Here is a 14,623-nt window from a genome sequence, read left to right on the forward strand (position 1 = left end):
AAGCGCCTTGAAAGCGCGTTATTGAACGAACTTCCGCAATTCTATGCTCTGCGGGCTGCCGAAGATCTGTTCGGGCGGTCCGCTCTCCCAGACGCGCCCCTCGTGCATGAAAACGACGATATCACTCACGCGGCGCGCGAAGCGCATTTCATGGGTGACCATGATGAGCGTCATGCCATCGCGCGCCAGTTGCTCGACTACGCCGAGCACTTCGCCCACGAGCTCGGGGTCGAGCGCGGACGTGATTTCATCGCACAACAGCAGCGTCGGCTCCATCGCGAGCGCGCGCGCGATGGCCACGCGCTGCTGCTGTCCGCCCGAGAGCTGATCGGGATAAGCGTCGAACTTGTCGCCGAGACCGACGCGTTCGAGCATCTGCTGCGCGACCTCGCGCGCCTTCGCACGCGGCGTTTTCTTGACGACGCTTTGCGCGAGCATGACGTTTTCTCCGGCGCGCAGATGGGGAAACAGGTTGTACTGCTGAAACACCATGCCGACCTTCAGCCGGAGGCGGCGCAAGTCGGCATGGCGTGCGTCGATGCGCTCGCCGTCGATGCCGATCGTTCCCGAATCGATGCTCTCCAATCCGTTGAGCGTGCGCAGCAGGGTGCTCTTTCCGGAACCGCTGCGGCCGATGATCGTGACGACCTGGCCCGCTTCGACATTCAAATCGATACCCTTCAGGACGTGCGCCGCGCCGAATTGCTTGTGCAACTGCGTGACTTCAACGAGCGACATGGAGTTTCCTTTCGAGCGCACGCGCGGTGCGCGACAACGGGTAGCACAGCATGAAATAAATGAGCGCGACGCAACCGTAGACGGCGAATGGCCGGAACGTGGCATTCGATATCACGGTGCCCGCTTTCGTCAGTTCGGTAAAACCGATGATCGAAACGAGCGCCGTGTCCTTCACCGCTTGAACGGAGAAGCCGACCGTCGGTGCGATGGCGATGCGCAGCGCCTGCGGCAGCACGACATGGCGCAACTGCTCGAAGTAGGTCATCGCGAGACTGGCCGACGCTTCCCATTGCCCACGCGGGATGGCCTCCACGCAACCGCGCCAGATCTCGGCGAGATACGCACTCGTGAAGAACGTCAGGCCGAGCGTTGCTGCCACCCAGGGCTCGACATCGAGACCGAGGAGCGGCAGCCCGAAAAAGACGACGAAGAGCTGCATGAGAAGCGGCGTGCCCTGAAACACCTCGATGTAGAGCTTGGCGAATGTGCGCGGCAATCGCGAAGGCGACACGCGCGCAATGAGCAGCGCGAAGCCGGCGAGGCCGCCGACGAGGAACGAGACGATCGACAGCACGATAGTCCAGCGCGCGGCGAGCAGCAGGTTCGAGACGATTTGCGCAAAGCTGAATTCGATCATCGCGCGCCTCGTGCGAAGAACCGCCGGCCTGCCGCCTTGAGCACCGCGCGCAGTGCGATCGCAAGACCGAGGTAGGACACCGTGATCACGAGATAGGTCTCGAACGAACGGAAATTGCGCGACTGGATGTAGCTGGCGGCGTAGGTCAAGTCCGGCACCGAAATCTGCGAGACGACGGCCGAGCCGAGCATCACGATGACGATCTGGCTCACGAGCGCAGGGAAGACCTTGGCCAGCGCCTGCGGCAAGACTACGTGCCGATAGATCTGCGCCGGTGTCATGGCCAGCGACGCGGCGGCTTCGACGTGCCCGCGCGGCACGGCGGCGACGCCCGCCCGCACGATCTCGGTAGCATAGGCACCGAGGTTGAGCGTCATCGCGATGATCGCCGCCGAGTACTCGTCGAGCCGCACGCCGAGCGCGGGCAGGCCGAAGAATACGAAGAAGAGCTGAATGATGAAGGGCGTGTTGCGGATCGCCTCGACATAGGCGGCGACGATCGTCCTCAGCGCGCGCGAGCGCGATTCGCGCGCGGCCGCGCCGCCGACTCCGAGCGTCACGCCGAGCGCGGTCGCCACCGCGGTCAGCCCGACCGTCAGGGCTGCGCCGTGCGCGAACATGCCCGTGTACTGCGCGAGCTCCCCGAACTCCAGCGTGTAGCTCATTACAGTGTCGCCGGCAGCGGCTGACCGAACCACTTCTTCGACATCGCTTCGAGCCGGCCGTCATGGCGCGCCTGTGCGATGGCTGCGTTGACCTTTTCGAGCAGCCGCGTTTCGTTCTTGTTCAGGCCGACATAGCAGGGCGAATCCTTGATGACGAACTTCGGCTCGGGCTGGCGCGGCGGGTGCCTGGCGACGATGGCCGCGGCGACGACGTTGCCGGCCGCGATCAACTGCACTTGTCCGGAGAGGAACGCCGCGATGGTGGCGTTGTTGTCCTCGAACCGTTTGATCGTCGCGTTCGGTGCCATCTGTGTCAGTGCGATTTCTTCGAGCGCGCCGCGCGTGGCGCCCACCGTCTTGCCCGTGAGATCGGCGGGGCCGGCAACCTTGATGTCGGCGGGGCCGAACACGCCTTGATAGTACGGCGCATAGGCCTGCGAGAAGTCGATGACCTTTTCGCGGTCCGGCGTCTTGCCGAGCGACGAGATGACGAGGTCCACCTTGTTCGTCGTCAGATACGGAATGCGGTTGGCGCTGTTGACGGCCACGAGCTGCACCTTGGCGTTGAGCGCCTGAGCGAGCAGCGCAGCCATGTCGACGTCGTAGCCCTGCGGCTTCATGTCCGCGCCGACCGAGCCGAAGGGCGGATAGTCCTCCGGTACCGCAACGCGCAGCACGCCGCTTTTCGCGATGGTGTCGAGCGCATCGGCTTGCGCGCGCTGATTCAGTGTGATCGACAGGATGGCGGCGGTGGCGAGCGTGGCGAACGTACGCGCGATCAGGCGAGGCTTCATGAATGGGTCTCCTACGCGGCCATTCGTGCCGCAAGGAAAGCGGCACCGTTCATGGCCGGGTGAGCGCCCGATTGAGCAAGCCGCATGCCAAGCGAGGCGGGCCGCTGCTCCGACTGGTCCAACTGGTCAGTCCAGTCGTTTCGCGTTGTCGGATGCGCACCGAAGCGGTGCGTTCATGCACGGTTTGTCGTCGTTATGCGTGGCTTTGGTGCGGATGCGTGCTCAAGTCGACCAGAGCCGCAGTGCGCGGGCCGGTACGCCGTGAACGATAGGGCGAAGTTCGGTCCAGCAGCGCTGCATCAGCAACTGGATGCCCTCCATCGATGCACCCAACGCGCGCACGAGCAAGACGCCGCCCGGCAAAGCCGTCGCGCCCGCCCGCAACGTCGCGTCGAACGGCAGTTGCGCGGCCAGCGTCTCGGCGAGCTCGGGCGTGCAGGCGGGGCCCACGGCCCAGAGCGTGCCGAAGGCGGCGAAACCCGCCAGCCCTTGCGAGGCATCGCGCAGCGCGTCGTCGGCGCGTAAGGCGGCGCGCTCGTGCCACAGCAACGGGCCGGGCTCGCCGAGGCGAATCGCGGTGGTACTCGCGAATTCGCCCGCCGACCAACGCTCGCCGGCCGCCTGTCGCCCGAGCTGCGTGGCGTCCCAGCCGATCGCGGTGGCGTCGGGCGCGATCTCGAGCTCGAAGGCGAGCTGCGCCCGTGCGGAGTCGAAGACGATGTTGTTTTGCGGCAGCCAGTCGAGCTTCGCGCCCGAACCCACATGAAGCGCGATACGCTGCGCCGCGCTGCGTCCGTTGGCTTTGTACCATTTCGTCGCGCCGGGCGTCGTCAGTACGGCGTGCGCGCCGGCATCCAGGCGGACATCGATGGCGAGTTGGTCGCCGCCGGCGATGCCGCCGGGCGGGTGGACGATGACCGCATGGCAGATCGCGTGCCCTTCCGGGTAGAGCGGGCGCTGCACGCGCAACGGCCCGACGTGGCGCCGCATCGAAAGCGTCGTTCGTTCGGCGCGGTAGGTGAATCCGAGCTCGAGTCGCGCATCCCAGCCGCTCGACGCGGTGCCATGCGGAGTCGCCGGCGCGCCGGCGGTGGTGTCGGATGGCGCGCAAGCGTTGAGAGAGGTAGGGTGCGGCGAAAGCATTGCTGAACACTGAGAGACGGTGCCGCGAATCTACACGAAAGTGATTGGCAATGGCACATTCGAGCCGCGGGGACCTGCAGCGTGCCCCGCCGCAGTGCGGGGCGCGCATCGCATGCAATCTCAAACGGCGATCATCTCGCGTACGCCTTGCGCCTCCATCTCCGCGCCCATGCCGTTCGCGACGATCTCGCCGCGCCGCATGACCCAGTAGCGGTCGGCCAGCGAGCGCGCGAAGTCGTAGTATTGCTCGACGAGCAGCACCGTCATGCCCGTTTCGTCGACGAGCTGCCTCAGCGTGCGGCCGATCTCCTGGATGATCGACGGCTGAATGCCTTCGGTCGGTTCGTCGAGTATCAGCAGTTGCGGCTCGCTCATCAGCGCGCGGCCGATCGCGAGCTGTTGTTGCTGCCCGCCCGAGAGATCGCCGCCGCGGCGCTTTCTCATTTCCTCGAGCACGGGAAAGAGCGAATAGATCCGGTCGGGCACCTGGGATACGGGCTTGCGGCTCGCGGCGCCCACGAGCAGGTTCTCTTCGACGGTGAGCCGCGCGAAGATTTCCCGCCCTTGCGGCACATAGCCCAGGCCCTGTGCGACGCGTGCATGCGGCGGCAATGTTTCGAGCGGCTGGCCGGCCCAGGCGATCGTGCCGCTTTTCGCACGCACGAGCCCCATCAGGCAGCGCAAAAGCGTGGTCTTGCCGACGCCGTTGCGCCCGAGCAGCACGGTCAGCGATCCTTTCGGCACCTCCATCGTCACGTCGCGCAGAATGTGGCTGCCGCCATAGAATTGGTTGAGCCCGGTGATGTTCAGCATCGACGTCTTCCTCGGTTCATCGGTTCTTCGGTCTTTCTGTTCGCGTGCGAGCGTTGGCCCGTCTCAACGGCCGAGATACGATTCGATCACCGCATCGTTGCGCTTGACCTCGTCGAGCGTGCCGTCGGCCAGCACGCGCCCCTCCGCCATGACGGTGACACGTCCGCCTTCGCCGGCAAGCGCCGCGACGAACTCCATGTCGTGTTCGACGACGAGCATCGAGCACGTGCCGCGCAAGCGGTCCAGCAGTGCGGCGAGCGCCATCGTTTCGTCGTCGGTCATCCCGGCAGCGGGTTCGTCGAGCAGTAGCAGCGCGGGCTGCTGCATCAGCAGCATGCCGATCTCGAGCCGTTGCTTCTGGCCGTGCGAAAGCTCGCCGGCAAGCCGTCGCGCCTGCGCGGCGAGGCCGATGGTCTCGAGCGTGGCTTCGATGCGCTGTTGCGCTTCGCGCGTCAGTTGCGCGCGTAGCGATGCCCACCAGCCCTTATCGGTTTTCATCGCCAGTTCGAGGTTTTCCCAGACGGGGTGCTGCTCGAACACGGTGGGCTTCTGGAACTTGCGGCCGATGCCCGTGCGCGCGATCGTGGGCTCGTCCATGCGCGTCAGATCGAGCGTCTGGCCCAGGAAGACCTTGCCGTGATCGGGCCGTGTCCTGCCCGTCACGACATCCATCATCGTGGTCTTGCCGGCGCCGTTCGGTCCGATCACGCAGCGCAGCTCGCCGGCGTCCAGCGATAGCGAAAGATTGTCGAGTGCGCGGAAACCATCGAAGCTGACGGTGACATCCTCGACATAGAGAATCGTGCCGTGCGATACGTCGATTTCGCCGGGCGTCAGCACATGCGACATGGCCGCCGTGCCGGAGAGCGCGTGCAGATCGAGCGGGGTATCGGTGGAGGGCATCATGACTTGGATCTCCCCTCGATAAGCGTCGACGGACGAGGACGGGCTCGCGCGCCTTGCATGCGCGCAAGCAGCGGCTCGACGAGACCCGCGAGACCGCGTGGCATGACGAGCGGCACGATCACGAACAGCGCGCCGAGGAAAAAGAGCCAGTACTCGGCGAAGTAGGCCGTGAACAGGCTCTTGGCGCCGTTGACGGCAATCGCGCCCGCGATGGGGCCGAGCAGCGTCCCGCGCCCGCCGACGGCGACCCAGATCGCCATTTCGATGGAGTTGGCCGGCGACATCTCGCTCGGATTGACGATGCCGACTTGCGGCACATAAAGCGCGCCTGCGATCGCGCAGAGCACCGCGGACAAGGTCCAGATGAAGAGCTTGTAAGCAAGCGGGCTGTAGCCGAGAAACATGAGGCGCGTCTCGCTGTCGCGCATCGCGGTGACGACGCGCCCGAGCTTGGACACGACGATGGCGCGCGCCGCGATGAACGCCAGCACGAGCGTGGCGAACGTCAGCAAAAAGAGCACCGTACGCGTGCCCGGATGCGTGATCGAAAAACCGGCGATGCGCTTGAAATCCGTGAAGCCGTTGTTGCCGCCGAACCCGGTTTCGTTGCGATAGAACAGCAGCATCGCCGCATACGTGAGCGCTTGCGTGATGATCGACAGATACACGCCTTGCACGCGCGAACGAAACGCGAAGAAGCCGAACGTCCACGCGAGCAGCGCGGGCACCACCACGACGAGCGCGAGTGCGTAGGCGAGGTGCTCGGTGCCGTGCCAGTACCAGGGCAGCGCATGCCAGTTGAGAAACACCATGAAGTCGGGCAGATCGCTGCCGTAGACGCCATCGTGTCCGATCGCGCGCATCAGGTACATGCCGATGCCGTAGCCGCCGAGCGCAAAGAAGAGCCCGTGACCGAGGCTGAGAATGCCGCAGTAGCCCCAGACCAGGTCGAGCGCCAGTGCGGCGATCGCGTAACACATGAACTTGCCGCCGAGCGTCAGCACATAGGCCGAGAGATGGAACGGGCTCGATACCGGCAGCACGAGTGACGCGAACGGCACACCGATGCCGATGGCAAGGACGAGTGCGAAAAGAGCGGCCCATGCCGGACGCGGCAACAAGGCGCGGCGTGGCGGCAAGCCGAGCGCGAAGCCGGCGCTGGCGCCTGCGTCGTTGCCCGCCAGTGCCGGCGCGGGGCCCGCGCTGGAATGAAGCGTGGTGGTGGAAGTCATGGCTTGCCTCATGCGCTGCGTCCTTTCAGGGCGAACAGCCCCTGCGGACGCTTCTGGATGAACAGCACGATCAGCACGAGCACGGCGATTTTCGCGAGCACGGGGCCCGAGAACGGCTCGATCGCCTTGGCCAGCAGTCCAAGGCCGAAGCTGCCGAGCACCGTACCCGCAAGCTGGCCTACGCCGCCGAGTACGACGGCCATGAACGAGTCGACGATATAGCTTTGCCCGAGATCGGGGCCGACGTTGCCGATTTGCGAGAGCGCGCAGCCGCCGAGCCCGGCAATGCCGGCGCCGAATGCGAACGCGTATGAATCGATGAGCGCTGTCTTGATGCCCACGCAGGCGGCCATATTGCGGTTTTGCGTGACCGCGCGCACGAAGAGCCCCAACCGCGTGCGCGTCAGCACGGCCCATGCGATGGCGATCACGGCCAGCGAGAAAGCGAGAATCGTGAGGCGGTTGTACGGCAGGATCAGATCGGGAAACAACGCGACGCCGCCCGTCATCCAATGCGGATTGGCAACTTGCACGTTTTGCGCGCCGAAGATCGAACGCGTTGCCTGCATCAGCACGAGGCTGACGCCGAACGTCGTCAACAGCGTTTCGAGCGGTCTGCCGTACAGATGCCGGATGACGAGCCGCTCGATGACGATGCCGACCGCGGCCGCGGCGAGGAACGCCGCGGGGACGGCCACGAGCGGATACCAGTCGAAGGCGCTGGGTGCGTAGCGTTGAAAGAGGTTCTGCACGAGGTAGGTGGCGTACGCCCCGATCATCAGGAATTCGCCATGCGCCATGTTGATGACGCCGATGACGCCATACGTGATGGCGAGCCCGAGCGCCGCGAGCAGCAGCACGCTGCCGAGCGAAATGCCCGCGAAGATCGTTCCGGCGATGCGGCTTTCGCGTGCCATCGAATCGAGCGCGTCGATCCCTTTTTGCGCGGCCTCGCGCACGCGTGCGTCCGGTTCGGCGAAACTGCCGTCGGCCTGTTTCGCGACGAGCTGACGCAGCAGGAGATACGTGTCCGGGTCGCGGCGGGCCGCGACGAGCGTAGCGGCTTCGAGACGTTTGGCCGCATCGCGGTCCGAAAGCGCCGTCATGGCCCAGAGCGTATCGAGGCGCCGCTTGAGCGCCGGATCGGTTTCTTTCGCGCGGGCGCTGTCGATGAGCGGCTTCATCGACGGATCGGGGGTGGCGAGCAATGCCTCGATCGCTGCGCGGCGCGCCTGCGGGTCGGGTGAGGCGAGCCGGAGCCCCGCCAGCGCGCCCGATACCTTGCTGCGCAACAAGTTGTTCAGCGTGATCGGCTGTGCATCGCCGATTGCGACCGTCTTACCCGTTATCGCATCGCGGGCGTGGTCGGCATCGTCGCTGTCCTGAATCAGCACCTGAGCCGATGTGCCGGCCAGCGCGCGATTGTCGGCCAGTGCGTTGAGGACTGCTAACGAAGCAGGATCGTGCATGGCGACGAGCTTGTCGATGGCCGCCGATTTTTCTTCGAAATCGTCGCCCGCGAGCGGTGCAAGCTCGGCGGGCGTCAGCGCATGAGCGGCGCTGACGACGAGCGCGAACAGGAGCGGCGCAGCGCACAGGCAATAACGTAAGCGAGCGATCATGAATGACGCGCCGTGGGAAGTTGAGCGGGAATGCGTGATGCGATTCGAGAGAGCGGGCGCGGCGCGGCGACGCGTGCGGCGCGCCCGCTCTTTCAGAGCGGCATCAGGTGGGCAACGAACGCCGTGTTATGCGACGGCGCGCCGGCGCAGGAAACCGGGAATCGAGGCAACCACATCGGGCTTGCCCTGGTTGCCGGCGATATACGGGCTCCACGGTTGCGCACGGATGGCCTGCTTGGTCTTCCAGACCACGTTGAATTGGCCGTCGCCGCGGATTTCGCCGATCATCACGGGCTTGTGCAAATGATGGTTTCCGTCCATCGACAGGACGAAGCCGGAAGGCGCATTGAACGTCTGGCCGATCATGGCCGTGCGTACTTTGTCGACATCGGTGCTCTTGGCTTTTTCGACAGCCTGCTTCCACATATGGATGCCGACGAAGGTCGCTTCCATCGGATCGTTGGTGACGCGCTTCGTGCCGCCCGCCAGCTTTTGCGAAGCCACCCATTCCGCCCACTGCGACTTGAACTTGGTGTTCTCACCGGCTTTGACGGACATGAAGTAGTTCCATGCGGCGAGGTGACCGACGAGCGGTTTCGTATCGATGCCGCGCAGCTCCTCTTCGCCCACCGAGAATGCGACGACGGGCACGTCCGTGGCCTTGAGCCCCTGGTTGCCGAGTTCCTTGTAGAACGGCACGTTCGAATCGCCGTTGATCGTCGAGACGACTGTCGTCTTGCCGCCTTGCGCGAAGCTCTTGATGTTGGCGACGATCGTTTGATAATCGCTGTGGCCGAACGGTGTGTAGACCTCCTGGATATCGGCGTCCTTCACACCCTTCGCATGGAGGAACGCGCGCAGGATCTTGTTCGTCGTGCGCGGATAGACGTAGTCGGTGCCGAGCAGGAAAAAGCGCTTGGCGCCGCCGCCTTCGGGGCTCATCAGATACTCGACGGCGGGAATCGCCTGCTGATTCGGCGCTGCGCCCGTATAGAAGACGTTGCGCGACATCTCCTCGCCTTCGTATTGCACGGGGTAGTAGAGCAGCCCGTTCAGTTCCTCGAAGACCGGCAACACCGATTTGCGCGACACGGAGGTCCAGCACCCGAACACGCATGCGACCTTGTCCTGCGTCAGCAACTGGCGGGCTTTCTCGGCGAACAGCGGCCAGTTCGAGGCCGGATCGACGACCACGGGCTCGATCGGCCGGCCCATCACGCCGCCTTTGGCGTTGATGTCGGCGATCGTCATCAGCGCGGTGTCCTTGAGCGACGTTTCCGAGATCGCCATCGTGCCCGACAGCGAATGCAGAACGCCGACTTTGATGGGGCCTTTCGATTCGGCCCGTGCAAATGGAATCTGTCCTCCCAATGCGAGCGCGCTCGATGCCGTGCCGAGCTTCAACAAGCTGCGACGTTTCATGTGCTTCCCCTTGCCGTGGGTGAGATGCGATTTATAGGGATAGGACTGCTAAATAAACGGCCGAAGAGGTGCTGCCGCTTCGGCCCGCCGACCATCGCAAGCTATGTGCCAGCGACGAAAACGGCGCGCACGCACAGCGTTGGCGCGGCAGGGCAAGCAGGTGAGTGGCGGGAAAGCGCGAAATTGGTGCGCGATGCGGCTGCGTGCGCCTCTTCGCGGTGCCTCGCGCGCAGAGATGAGGCGCGGCGTGAGTGAAGATGGTGAAGTTGCCGCCGCTGAAAGACAAAACGCCGGCGACGGCCGGCGTTTATCGATCGAACTCGAAAGAGGTGCTTCGGTGTACTCAGTAAGTGGGCACGGCCGGATCGACCTGGCGCGACCAGGCGTCGATGCCGCCTTGCAGGTTGAACACCTGCTTGAAGCCGCGCGATTCGAGGAACATCGCCACGTTCGCACTGCGAGCGCCGTGATGGCAGATGCAGACGATCGGCGTCTCGTCGTCGAGCTCTTCGCTGCGGGCGGGAATCTCGCGCATCGGAATCGAGACAGTGCCGCCGATGGCGGCCGTGGCGAGTTCCCACGGCTCGCGCACGTCGAGCAGCACCGGCGAGGGGCGCGAATCGTCAGCCAGCCATCGGGCGAGGTCGGGGGCGGTCACGTTTTGCATCAGGGCACTCGGTCGGATAGGCGATAGGCGGGGCGGCAGTGCCGCCCCCGCAAGGATTGCGGCCTTTGTCTGGGTCAGAACTTGAAGCGCGGCGGCTCGACGGCGTTGACGAGCGGCTCGATATACGTTTCGAAGACATCCGCCACGCGAAATTGTTTCTCGTCGATGCGCGTGATGATCTGGGCTTTCATGACCGGGGCAACACCGACGAAGGCGGCGAGGCGGCCGCCAACCTTCAACTGCTCGAGCATTTCCTGCGGCAGCACCGGCAGACCGCCGGAGACACAGATGATGTCATAGGGCGCCGCGCCGATCCAGCCGCGAGCGCCGTCACCGGTTTCGACCTGGGCGTTCAACACGCCGTTCGCGGCGAGGTTCTGCTTCGCCAGTTCGGCCAGTTCGGGCTTGATGTCGATCGTCAGGACGTGGCGGGCGCGATGCGCGAGCAATGCCGCCATATAGCCCGAGCCTGCGCCGATTTCGAGCACGCTCTCATGCTTTTTGACGGCCAGATCTTGCAGCACGCGCGCTTCGACGCGCGGCGCGAACATGTGCTGGCCCTCGGGCAGCGGCAGTTCGAGGTCCGCGAAGGCGAGCTCGCGATAGGCGGCGGGGACGAAGTTTTCGCGTTTGACGATCGAGAGCAGATTCAGCACATCCTGGTCCAACACATCCCAGGTGCGGATTTGCTGCTCGATCATGTTGAAACGGGCTTGCTCGATGTTCATGGCGGCTTGACGGGCTTGAGACGAAAGCGGTTCGACAGCTTGAATGAGAGAAACTGCGGGATTGTACCAAACCCCCGATCGGCGCCGGGCGGGGCACGCAGGCCGTGGCGGCGCGTCGGCCGGGATGCTCAGCGCCGGCTGCGCTTGATCTGGGCGTCGAAGGCCGCGTCGAGCTTGCTTTGTCTTTTCGGCTGGGCGGGGGAGAGCGAATCGACGAACGCGACGAACGCATCGAGCGGCATCGGCTCGCCGACGGTGCGCTCGGCACCGCCCGCTCGATCGACGAGGCGGAAAACGCCGCCGGGCAGGCTCCGGGCGGCGTAGGCGTTATTGCCGCTGCGTGTCTTGAGTCGTTCGACTGCGTAGATTGCCTTCGTGCCGCGCATGATTCGGTTCTCGTCGAGCTGAATGCCGCAAAACATCCACTGTACCAAGGTCGGCCGCGCGGCGGCGGCTTTGGGCATCTGGGCGCGAACGCAGGCACAATGCCGCTTGAGATATTGCTCCGGGACGCCGATGGCGGCGAACCGATTTCGTCATTCATGTACCGAGGATCCGAGCTGTGGCAGCCGATGTATCGATGACGCCGCCAACCGGCGAGCAGCACGCGTGCCGCCCTGGCTGTGGCGCCTGCTGCATCGCGCCATCGATCACGAGCCCGATTCCGGGCATGCCGCACGGCAAGCCGGCGGGCGTACGCTGTGTTCAGCTCGACGACGAGAATCGTTGCGCGATCTTCGGCCGCCCCGAGCGCCCGGCATGCTGCTCGGGGCTGCAGCCGGAAGCGCAGATGTGCGGCACCTCGCGCAACGAGGCGCTCGCCTGGCTTTCCCGGCTCGAGGAACTGACGCGGCCGGCCACGGATGCGCCGGCCCCCCAATCATCTGGATACGGAGAAGCTGCATGACAGATGTCGTTCGTTCGCACCGACGAAAATTCGTGCGGACGGTTGTGACGCTCGGCGCCGCGGCCGCGTTTGCCGCGCCTTTTTCCGCCTGCGCGAGCCGCACGTTTCCTTTTATCCCCGATCACTACACGTTCTCGCAGCGACAGGTGCAGGCCGCCGTCGCACGCAAGTTTCCCTACCGCCGCGACGTATCGCAGTTGTTCAATCTGGCTTTGACGAATCCGGTGGTCGGCTTCGCGCCGGACGCGAACCGCGTGCTGATCACCGTCGATGCGCACGTCGCCAGCCCGTTCCTGCAAGACCCGGTGGACGGCGCGCTGACTCTCTCGAGTCGCCTCGAGTACGACGGCGCGCAGCATGCCGTCGTACTGCGTTCGCCGAGTGTCGATCATGTCGATGTCGCCGGCGAGGCACGGGCCTACCGGCAGCAGATCGAAGCCGCCGGCGCGCTCGCCGCCGCACAGTGGCTGGACGGCTATCCGATCTACACGTTCAAACCCGAAGAGCTTCAATTTGCCGGTGCCACCTTCGAACCCGGTACAATCACGATCCTTACAAACGGCATACGCGTTCAGATCGTCGAGAAATAGCTCGGCGCGCGGTGCCATCCGGAGGCTCGATGGATTGGATACTGATCGCGAAGGCGGTGGTTCTCGGCGTCGTCGAGGGCATCACCGAGTTCCTGCCGGTCTCGAGCACCGGCCATTTGATCCTGGCCGGTAAGCTGCTCGACTTCAACGGCAGCGGCGCCAAGACGTTTCTCGTCGTCATCCAGTTTGGCGCCATTCTGGCGGTGTGCTGGGAGTATCGGCGGCGTATTGCGGCCGTCGTCGCGGGCCTCTTTACCGATGCCAGTGCGCGGCGCTTCGCCATCAATGTCGTCATCGCGACGATACCCGCCGTCTTGCTCGGCATGCTCTTCGAGGCGCAGATCAAGCGGGCCCTGTTTGCGCCGGTGCCCGTTGCGTTCGCGCTCGTGATGGGCGGAATCGTCATTCTATGGGCGCAGGCGCGCGAGCGTTCGCGCGGCGAGACGGGCGCCTCGATCGGCTCGCTCGATGAGTTGCGGCCGCTCGATGCGTTCAAAGTCGGCTGCGCGCAGTGCTGCGCATTGATTCCCGGCGTCTCGCGCTCGGGCTCGACGATCATCGGCGCCATGCTGCTTGGCGTCGAACGGCGCGTGGCAACGGAGTTTTCGTTTTTTCTCGCCATTCCCATCATCGTCGGCGCAACGCTCTACGAGCTCGCCAAGCATGGCCACGGCGCGCTCGTGGGCACGGGCGGCGTGCTGACGGTCGGGACCGTGGCCGCGTTCGTCAGCGCATTCGTGTGCGTTCGTTGGCTGCTGCGCTATCTCGCCACGCACGATTTCACCGTGTTCGCCTGGTACCGCATCGCGTTCGGCATGCTCGTGCTCGTCATCGGTTACAGCGGCGAACTCGACTGGCGCGCTTGAGAATCCGCGCAGCGCCATGCACGCGCCAGCGCGTCAACCGGCGCGCTTTTTGAAAACGAGATCCCATACCCCATGCCCGAGGCGCAGCCCGCGGCGCTCGAATTTCGTCACCGGGCGATATTCGGGCCGCGGTGCATAGTCCTGGGCGGTATTGTCGAGCGACGGCTCGGCGCCCAGCACTTCGAGCATTTGTTCCGCGTAGTTCTGCCAGTCCGTCGCGCAATGCAGATAGGCACCCGGCTTGAGCCGCGAGACCAGCTGCGCCACGAACGGCGGCTGGATCAAGCGGCGTTTATGGTGGCGTGCCTTGTGCCACGGGTCGGGGAAGAAGATATGGACGCCATCGAGCGAAGCGGGCGCCAGCATATGCTCGATCACCTCGACCGCATCGTGCTGAACGATGCGGATGTTAGTGAGCGCTTGCTCGTCGATCAACTTGAGTAGCGCACCTACGCCGGGCTCGTGCACTTCGACACCGATGAAATCGTCGCCGGGGCGCCGTGCCGCGATCTCCGCGGTCGTCGCGCCCATCCCGAAGCCGATTTCGAGCACGCGCGGAGCCTCGCGGCCGAATATCGCGTTCCAATCGGCGGGCTCGCCCGTGTAGGGCACGACGAAGCGGGGCCCGAGCTCGTCGAGGGCGCGGCGTTGGCCTGTGGAGACGCGGCCGGCGCGTGTGACGAAGCTGCGAATGCGCCGCAAGTGCGGCTTGGCCGTCGCAGGGTCGGATGTTTCGCTCGCGGCATCGTGCGCGGCGCGCGCGCGGGGGGCGTCGCCAGGCGCGCCGGCGTCATCATCGGAATGGTGAGTCATCTTTAAAACGGTCGATTGGAAGGCGGATTGCGACCTGAGGCAGACGCAACGTGCGCGAGATTGTAGACGAGAGCGGGGAG

The 14,623-nt window shown here is 65.0% G+C and carries 17 protein-coding genes; 3 read left to right on the forward strand and 14 right to left on the reverse strand.

Translation table 11 applies throughout. The features are described from left to right. Positions 1 to 18: 18 nt before the first annotated feature. The 13 genes from ACR9ZC_RS11500 to ACR9ZC_RS11560 form a co-directional block, all read right to left on the reverse strand. On the reverse strand, positions 19 to 738 hold the full coding sequence (locus tag ACR9ZC_RS11500; RefSeq protein ID WP_481580369.1) for an amino acid ABC transporter ATP-binding protein: 720 nt from the start codon (positions 736 to 738) through the stop codon (positions 19 to 21). Next, positions 725 to 1,375 carry an amino acid ABC transporter permease gene (locus ACR9ZC_RS11505; protein ID WP_173259883.1) on the reverse strand — a complete coding sequence of 217 codons (651 nt, stop codon included), beginning with the start codon at positions 1,373 to 1,375 and terminating at the stop codon, positions 725 to 727. Before ACR9ZC_RS11505 ends, ACR9ZC_RS11500 begins: the two co-directional genes overlap by 14 nt. Next, on the reverse strand, positions 1,372 to 2,040 hold the full coding sequence (locus tag ACR9ZC_RS11510; RefSeq protein ID WP_331571615.1) for an amino acid ABC transporter permease: 669 nt from the start codon (positions 2,038 to 2,040) through the stop codon (positions 1,372 to 1,374). The genes ACR9ZC_RS11505 and ACR9ZC_RS11510 overlap by 4 nt, the downstream gene beginning before the upstream one ends. Next, a complete protein-coding gene (locus ACR9ZC_RS11515) occupies positions 2,040 to 2,834 on the reverse strand; it encodes a transporter substrate-binding domain-containing protein (protein ID WP_481580370.1) in 795 nt (264 codons plus the stop codon). The genes ACR9ZC_RS11510 and ACR9ZC_RS11515 overlap by 1 nt, the downstream gene beginning before the upstream one ends. A gap of 222 nt (positions 2,835 to 3,056) precedes the next feature. Next, a complete protein-coding gene (locus ACR9ZC_RS11520; protein ID WP_481580371.1) occupies positions 3,057 to 3,824 on the reverse strand; it encodes an urease accessory protein UreD in 768 nt (255 codons plus the stop codon). Positions 3,825 to 4,097: 273 nt separating this feature from the next. Next, entirely contained in the window at positions 4,098 to 4,790 is a 693-nt protein-coding gene (gene urtE / locus ACR9ZC_RS11525) for an urea ABC transporter ATP-binding subunit UrtE (protein WP_481580372.1), read from the reverse strand. Positions 4,791 to 4,853: 63 nt separating this feature from the next. Continuing rightward, entirely contained in the window at positions 4,854 to 5,693 is an 840-nt protein-coding gene (gene urtD, locus ACR9ZC_RS11530; RefSeq protein WP_331571674.1) for an urea ABC transporter ATP-binding protein UrtD, read from the reverse strand. Then, positions 5,693 to 6,928, reverse strand: coding sequence for an urea ABC transporter permease subunit UrtC (urtC, locus tag ACR9ZC_RS11535; RefSeq protein WP_481580373.1), 1,236 nt, complete (start codon positions 6,926 to 6,928; stop codon positions 5,693 to 5,695). Before urtC ends, urtD begins: the two co-directional genes overlap by 1 nt. Positions 6,929 to 6,936: 8 nt before the next feature. Then, the gene (urtB, locus tag ACR9ZC_RS11540) at positions 6,937 to 8,550 is read right to left on the reverse strand and encodes an urea ABC transporter permease subunit UrtB (protein WP_481580374.1); all 1,614 of its coding nucleotides are present in this window, start codon (positions 8,548 to 8,550) and stop codon (positions 6,937 to 6,939) included. A gap of 126 nt (positions 8,551 to 8,676) precedes the next feature. Then, on the reverse strand, positions 8,677 to 9,972 hold the full coding sequence (urtA, locus tag ACR9ZC_RS11545; protein ID WP_481580375.1) for an urea ABC transporter substrate-binding protein: 1,296 nt from the start codon (positions 9,970 to 9,972) through the stop codon (positions 8,677 to 8,679). Between the two features lie 343 nt (positions 9,973 to 10,315). Continuing rightward, entirely contained in the window at positions 10,316 to 10,639 is a 324-nt protein-coding gene (locus ACR9ZC_RS11550) for a rhodanese-like domain-containing protein (protein ID WP_481580376.1), read from the reverse strand. Positions 10,640 to 10,713: 74 nt separating this feature from the next. Then, the gene (locus ACR9ZC_RS11555; RefSeq protein WP_481580377.1) at positions 10,714 to 11,367 is read right to left on the reverse strand and encodes a protein-L-isoaspartate O-methyltransferase family protein; all 654 of its coding nucleotides are present in this window, start codon (positions 11,365 to 11,367) and stop codon (positions 10,714 to 10,716) included. A 128-nt stretch (positions 11,368 to 11,495) separates the two neighbouring features. Further along, positions 11,496 to 11,753: a hypothetical protein gene (locus tag ACR9ZC_RS11560; protein ID WP_481582650.1), complete on the reverse strand. Its 258-nt coding sequence runs from the start codon at positions 11,751 to 11,753 to the stop codon at positions 11,496 to 11,498. A gap of 194 nt (positions 11,754 to 11,947) precedes the next feature. Here ACR9ZC_RS11560 and ACR9ZC_RS11565 point away from each other — a divergent pair, with 194 nt between their 5' ends. The 3 genes from ACR9ZC_RS11565 to ACR9ZC_RS11575 are packed head-to-tail and all read left to right on the forward strand — an operon-like array spanning position 11,948 to position 13,730. Further along, positions 11,948 to 12,274 carry a YkgJ family cysteine cluster protein gene (locus ACR9ZC_RS11565; protein WP_331571670.1) on the forward strand — a complete coding sequence of 109 codons (327 nt, stop codon included), beginning with the start codon at positions 11,948 to 11,950 and terminating at the stop codon, positions 12,272 to 12,274. Next, on the forward strand, positions 12,271 to 12,864 hold the full coding sequence (locus ACR9ZC_RS11570) for a DUF1439 domain-containing protein (protein WP_331571597.1): 594 nt from the start codon (positions 12,271 to 12,273) through the stop codon (positions 12,862 to 12,864). The genes ACR9ZC_RS11565 and ACR9ZC_RS11570 overlap by 4 nt, the downstream gene beginning before the upstream one ends. Before the next feature lie 29 nt (positions 12,865 to 12,893). Then, complete coding sequence (locus ACR9ZC_RS11575) at positions 12,894 to 13,730, forward strand: undecaprenyl-diphosphate phosphatase (protein ID WP_481580378.1); 837 nt, start codon at positions 12,894 to 12,896, stop codon at positions 13,728 to 13,730. A 33-nt stretch (positions 13,731 to 13,763) separates the two neighbouring features. Here ACR9ZC_RS11575 and trmB read toward each other — a convergent pair whose 3' ends face one another. After that, a complete protein-coding gene (gene trmB, locus ACR9ZC_RS11580; RefSeq protein ID WP_481580379.1) occupies positions 13,764 to 14,543 on the reverse strand; it encodes a tRNA (guanosine(46)-N7)-methyltransferase TrmB in 780 nt (259 codons plus the stop codon). Between the last annotated feature and the right edge of the window lie 80 nt (positions 14,544 to 14,623).

This window comes from Trinickia sp. HAY1-2D, from assembly GCF_056754935.1.

Coding starts and splice junctions, on each gene's coding strand:
- urtE (WP_481580372.1), bottom strand. CDS start 4,790: ATGCTGAACATCACCGGGCTCAACCAATTCTATGGCGGCAGCCACATT.
- urtD (WP_331571674.1), bottom strand. CDS start 5,693: ATGCCCTCCACCGATACCCCGCTCGATCTGCACGCGCTCTCCGGCACG.
- urtC (WP_481580373.1), bottom strand. CDS start 6,928: ATGACTTCCACCACCACGCTTCATTCCAGCGCGGGCCCCGCGCCGGCA.
- ACR9ZC_RS11515 (WP_481580370.1), bottom strand. CDS start 2,834: ATGAAGCCTCGCCTGATCGCGCGTACGTTCGCCACGCTCGCCACCGCC.
- ACR9ZC_RS11560 (WP_481582650.1), bottom strand. CDS start 11,753: ATGCGCGGCACGAAGGCAATCTACGCAGTCGAACGACTCAAGACACGC.
- ACR9ZC_RS11575 (WP_481580378.1), top strand. CDS start 12,894: ATGGATTGGATACTGATCGCGAAGGCGGTGGTTCTCGGCGTCGTCGAG.
- ACR9ZC_RS11520 (WP_481580371.1), bottom strand. CDS start 3,824: ATGCGGCGCCACGTCGGGCCGTTGCGCGTGCAGCGCCCGCTCTACCCG.
- ACR9ZC_RS11570 (WP_331571597.1), top strand. CDS start 12,271: ATGACAGATGTCGTTCGTTCGCACCGACGAAAATTCGTGCGGACGGTT.
- trmB (WP_481580379.1), bottom strand. CDS start 14,543: ATGACTCACCATTCCGATGATGACGCCGGCGCGCCTGGCGACGCCCCC.
- ACR9ZC_RS11550 (WP_481580376.1), bottom strand. CDS start 10,639: ATGCAAAACGTGACCGCCCCCGACCTCGCCCGATGGCTGGCTGACGAT.
- ACR9ZC_RS11510 (WP_331571615.1), bottom strand. CDS start 2,040: ATGAGCTACACGCTGGAGTTCGGGGAGCTCGCGCAGTACACGGGCATG.
- ACR9ZC_RS11555 (WP_481580377.1), bottom strand. CDS start 11,367: ATGAACATCGAGCAAGCCCGTTTCAACATGATCGAGCAGCAAATCCGC.
- urtA (WP_481580375.1), bottom strand. CDS start 9,972: ATGAAACGTCGCAGCTTGTTGAAGCTCGGCACGGCATCGAGCGCGCTC.
- urtB (WP_481580374.1), bottom strand. CDS start 8,550: ATGATCGCTCGCTTACGTTATTGCCTGTGCGCTGCGCCGCTCCTGTTC.
- ACR9ZC_RS11505 (WP_173259883.1), bottom strand. CDS start 1,375: ATGATCGAATTCAGCTTTGCGCAAATCGTCTCGAACCTGCTGCTCGCC.
- ACR9ZC_RS11565 (WP_331571670.1), top strand. CDS start 11,948: ATGACGCCGCCAACCGGCGAGCAGCACGCGTGCCGCCCTGGCTGTGGC.
- ACR9ZC_RS11500 (WP_481580369.1), bottom strand. CDS start 738: ATGTCGCTCGTTGAAGTCACGCAGTTGCACAAGCAATTCGGCGCGGCG.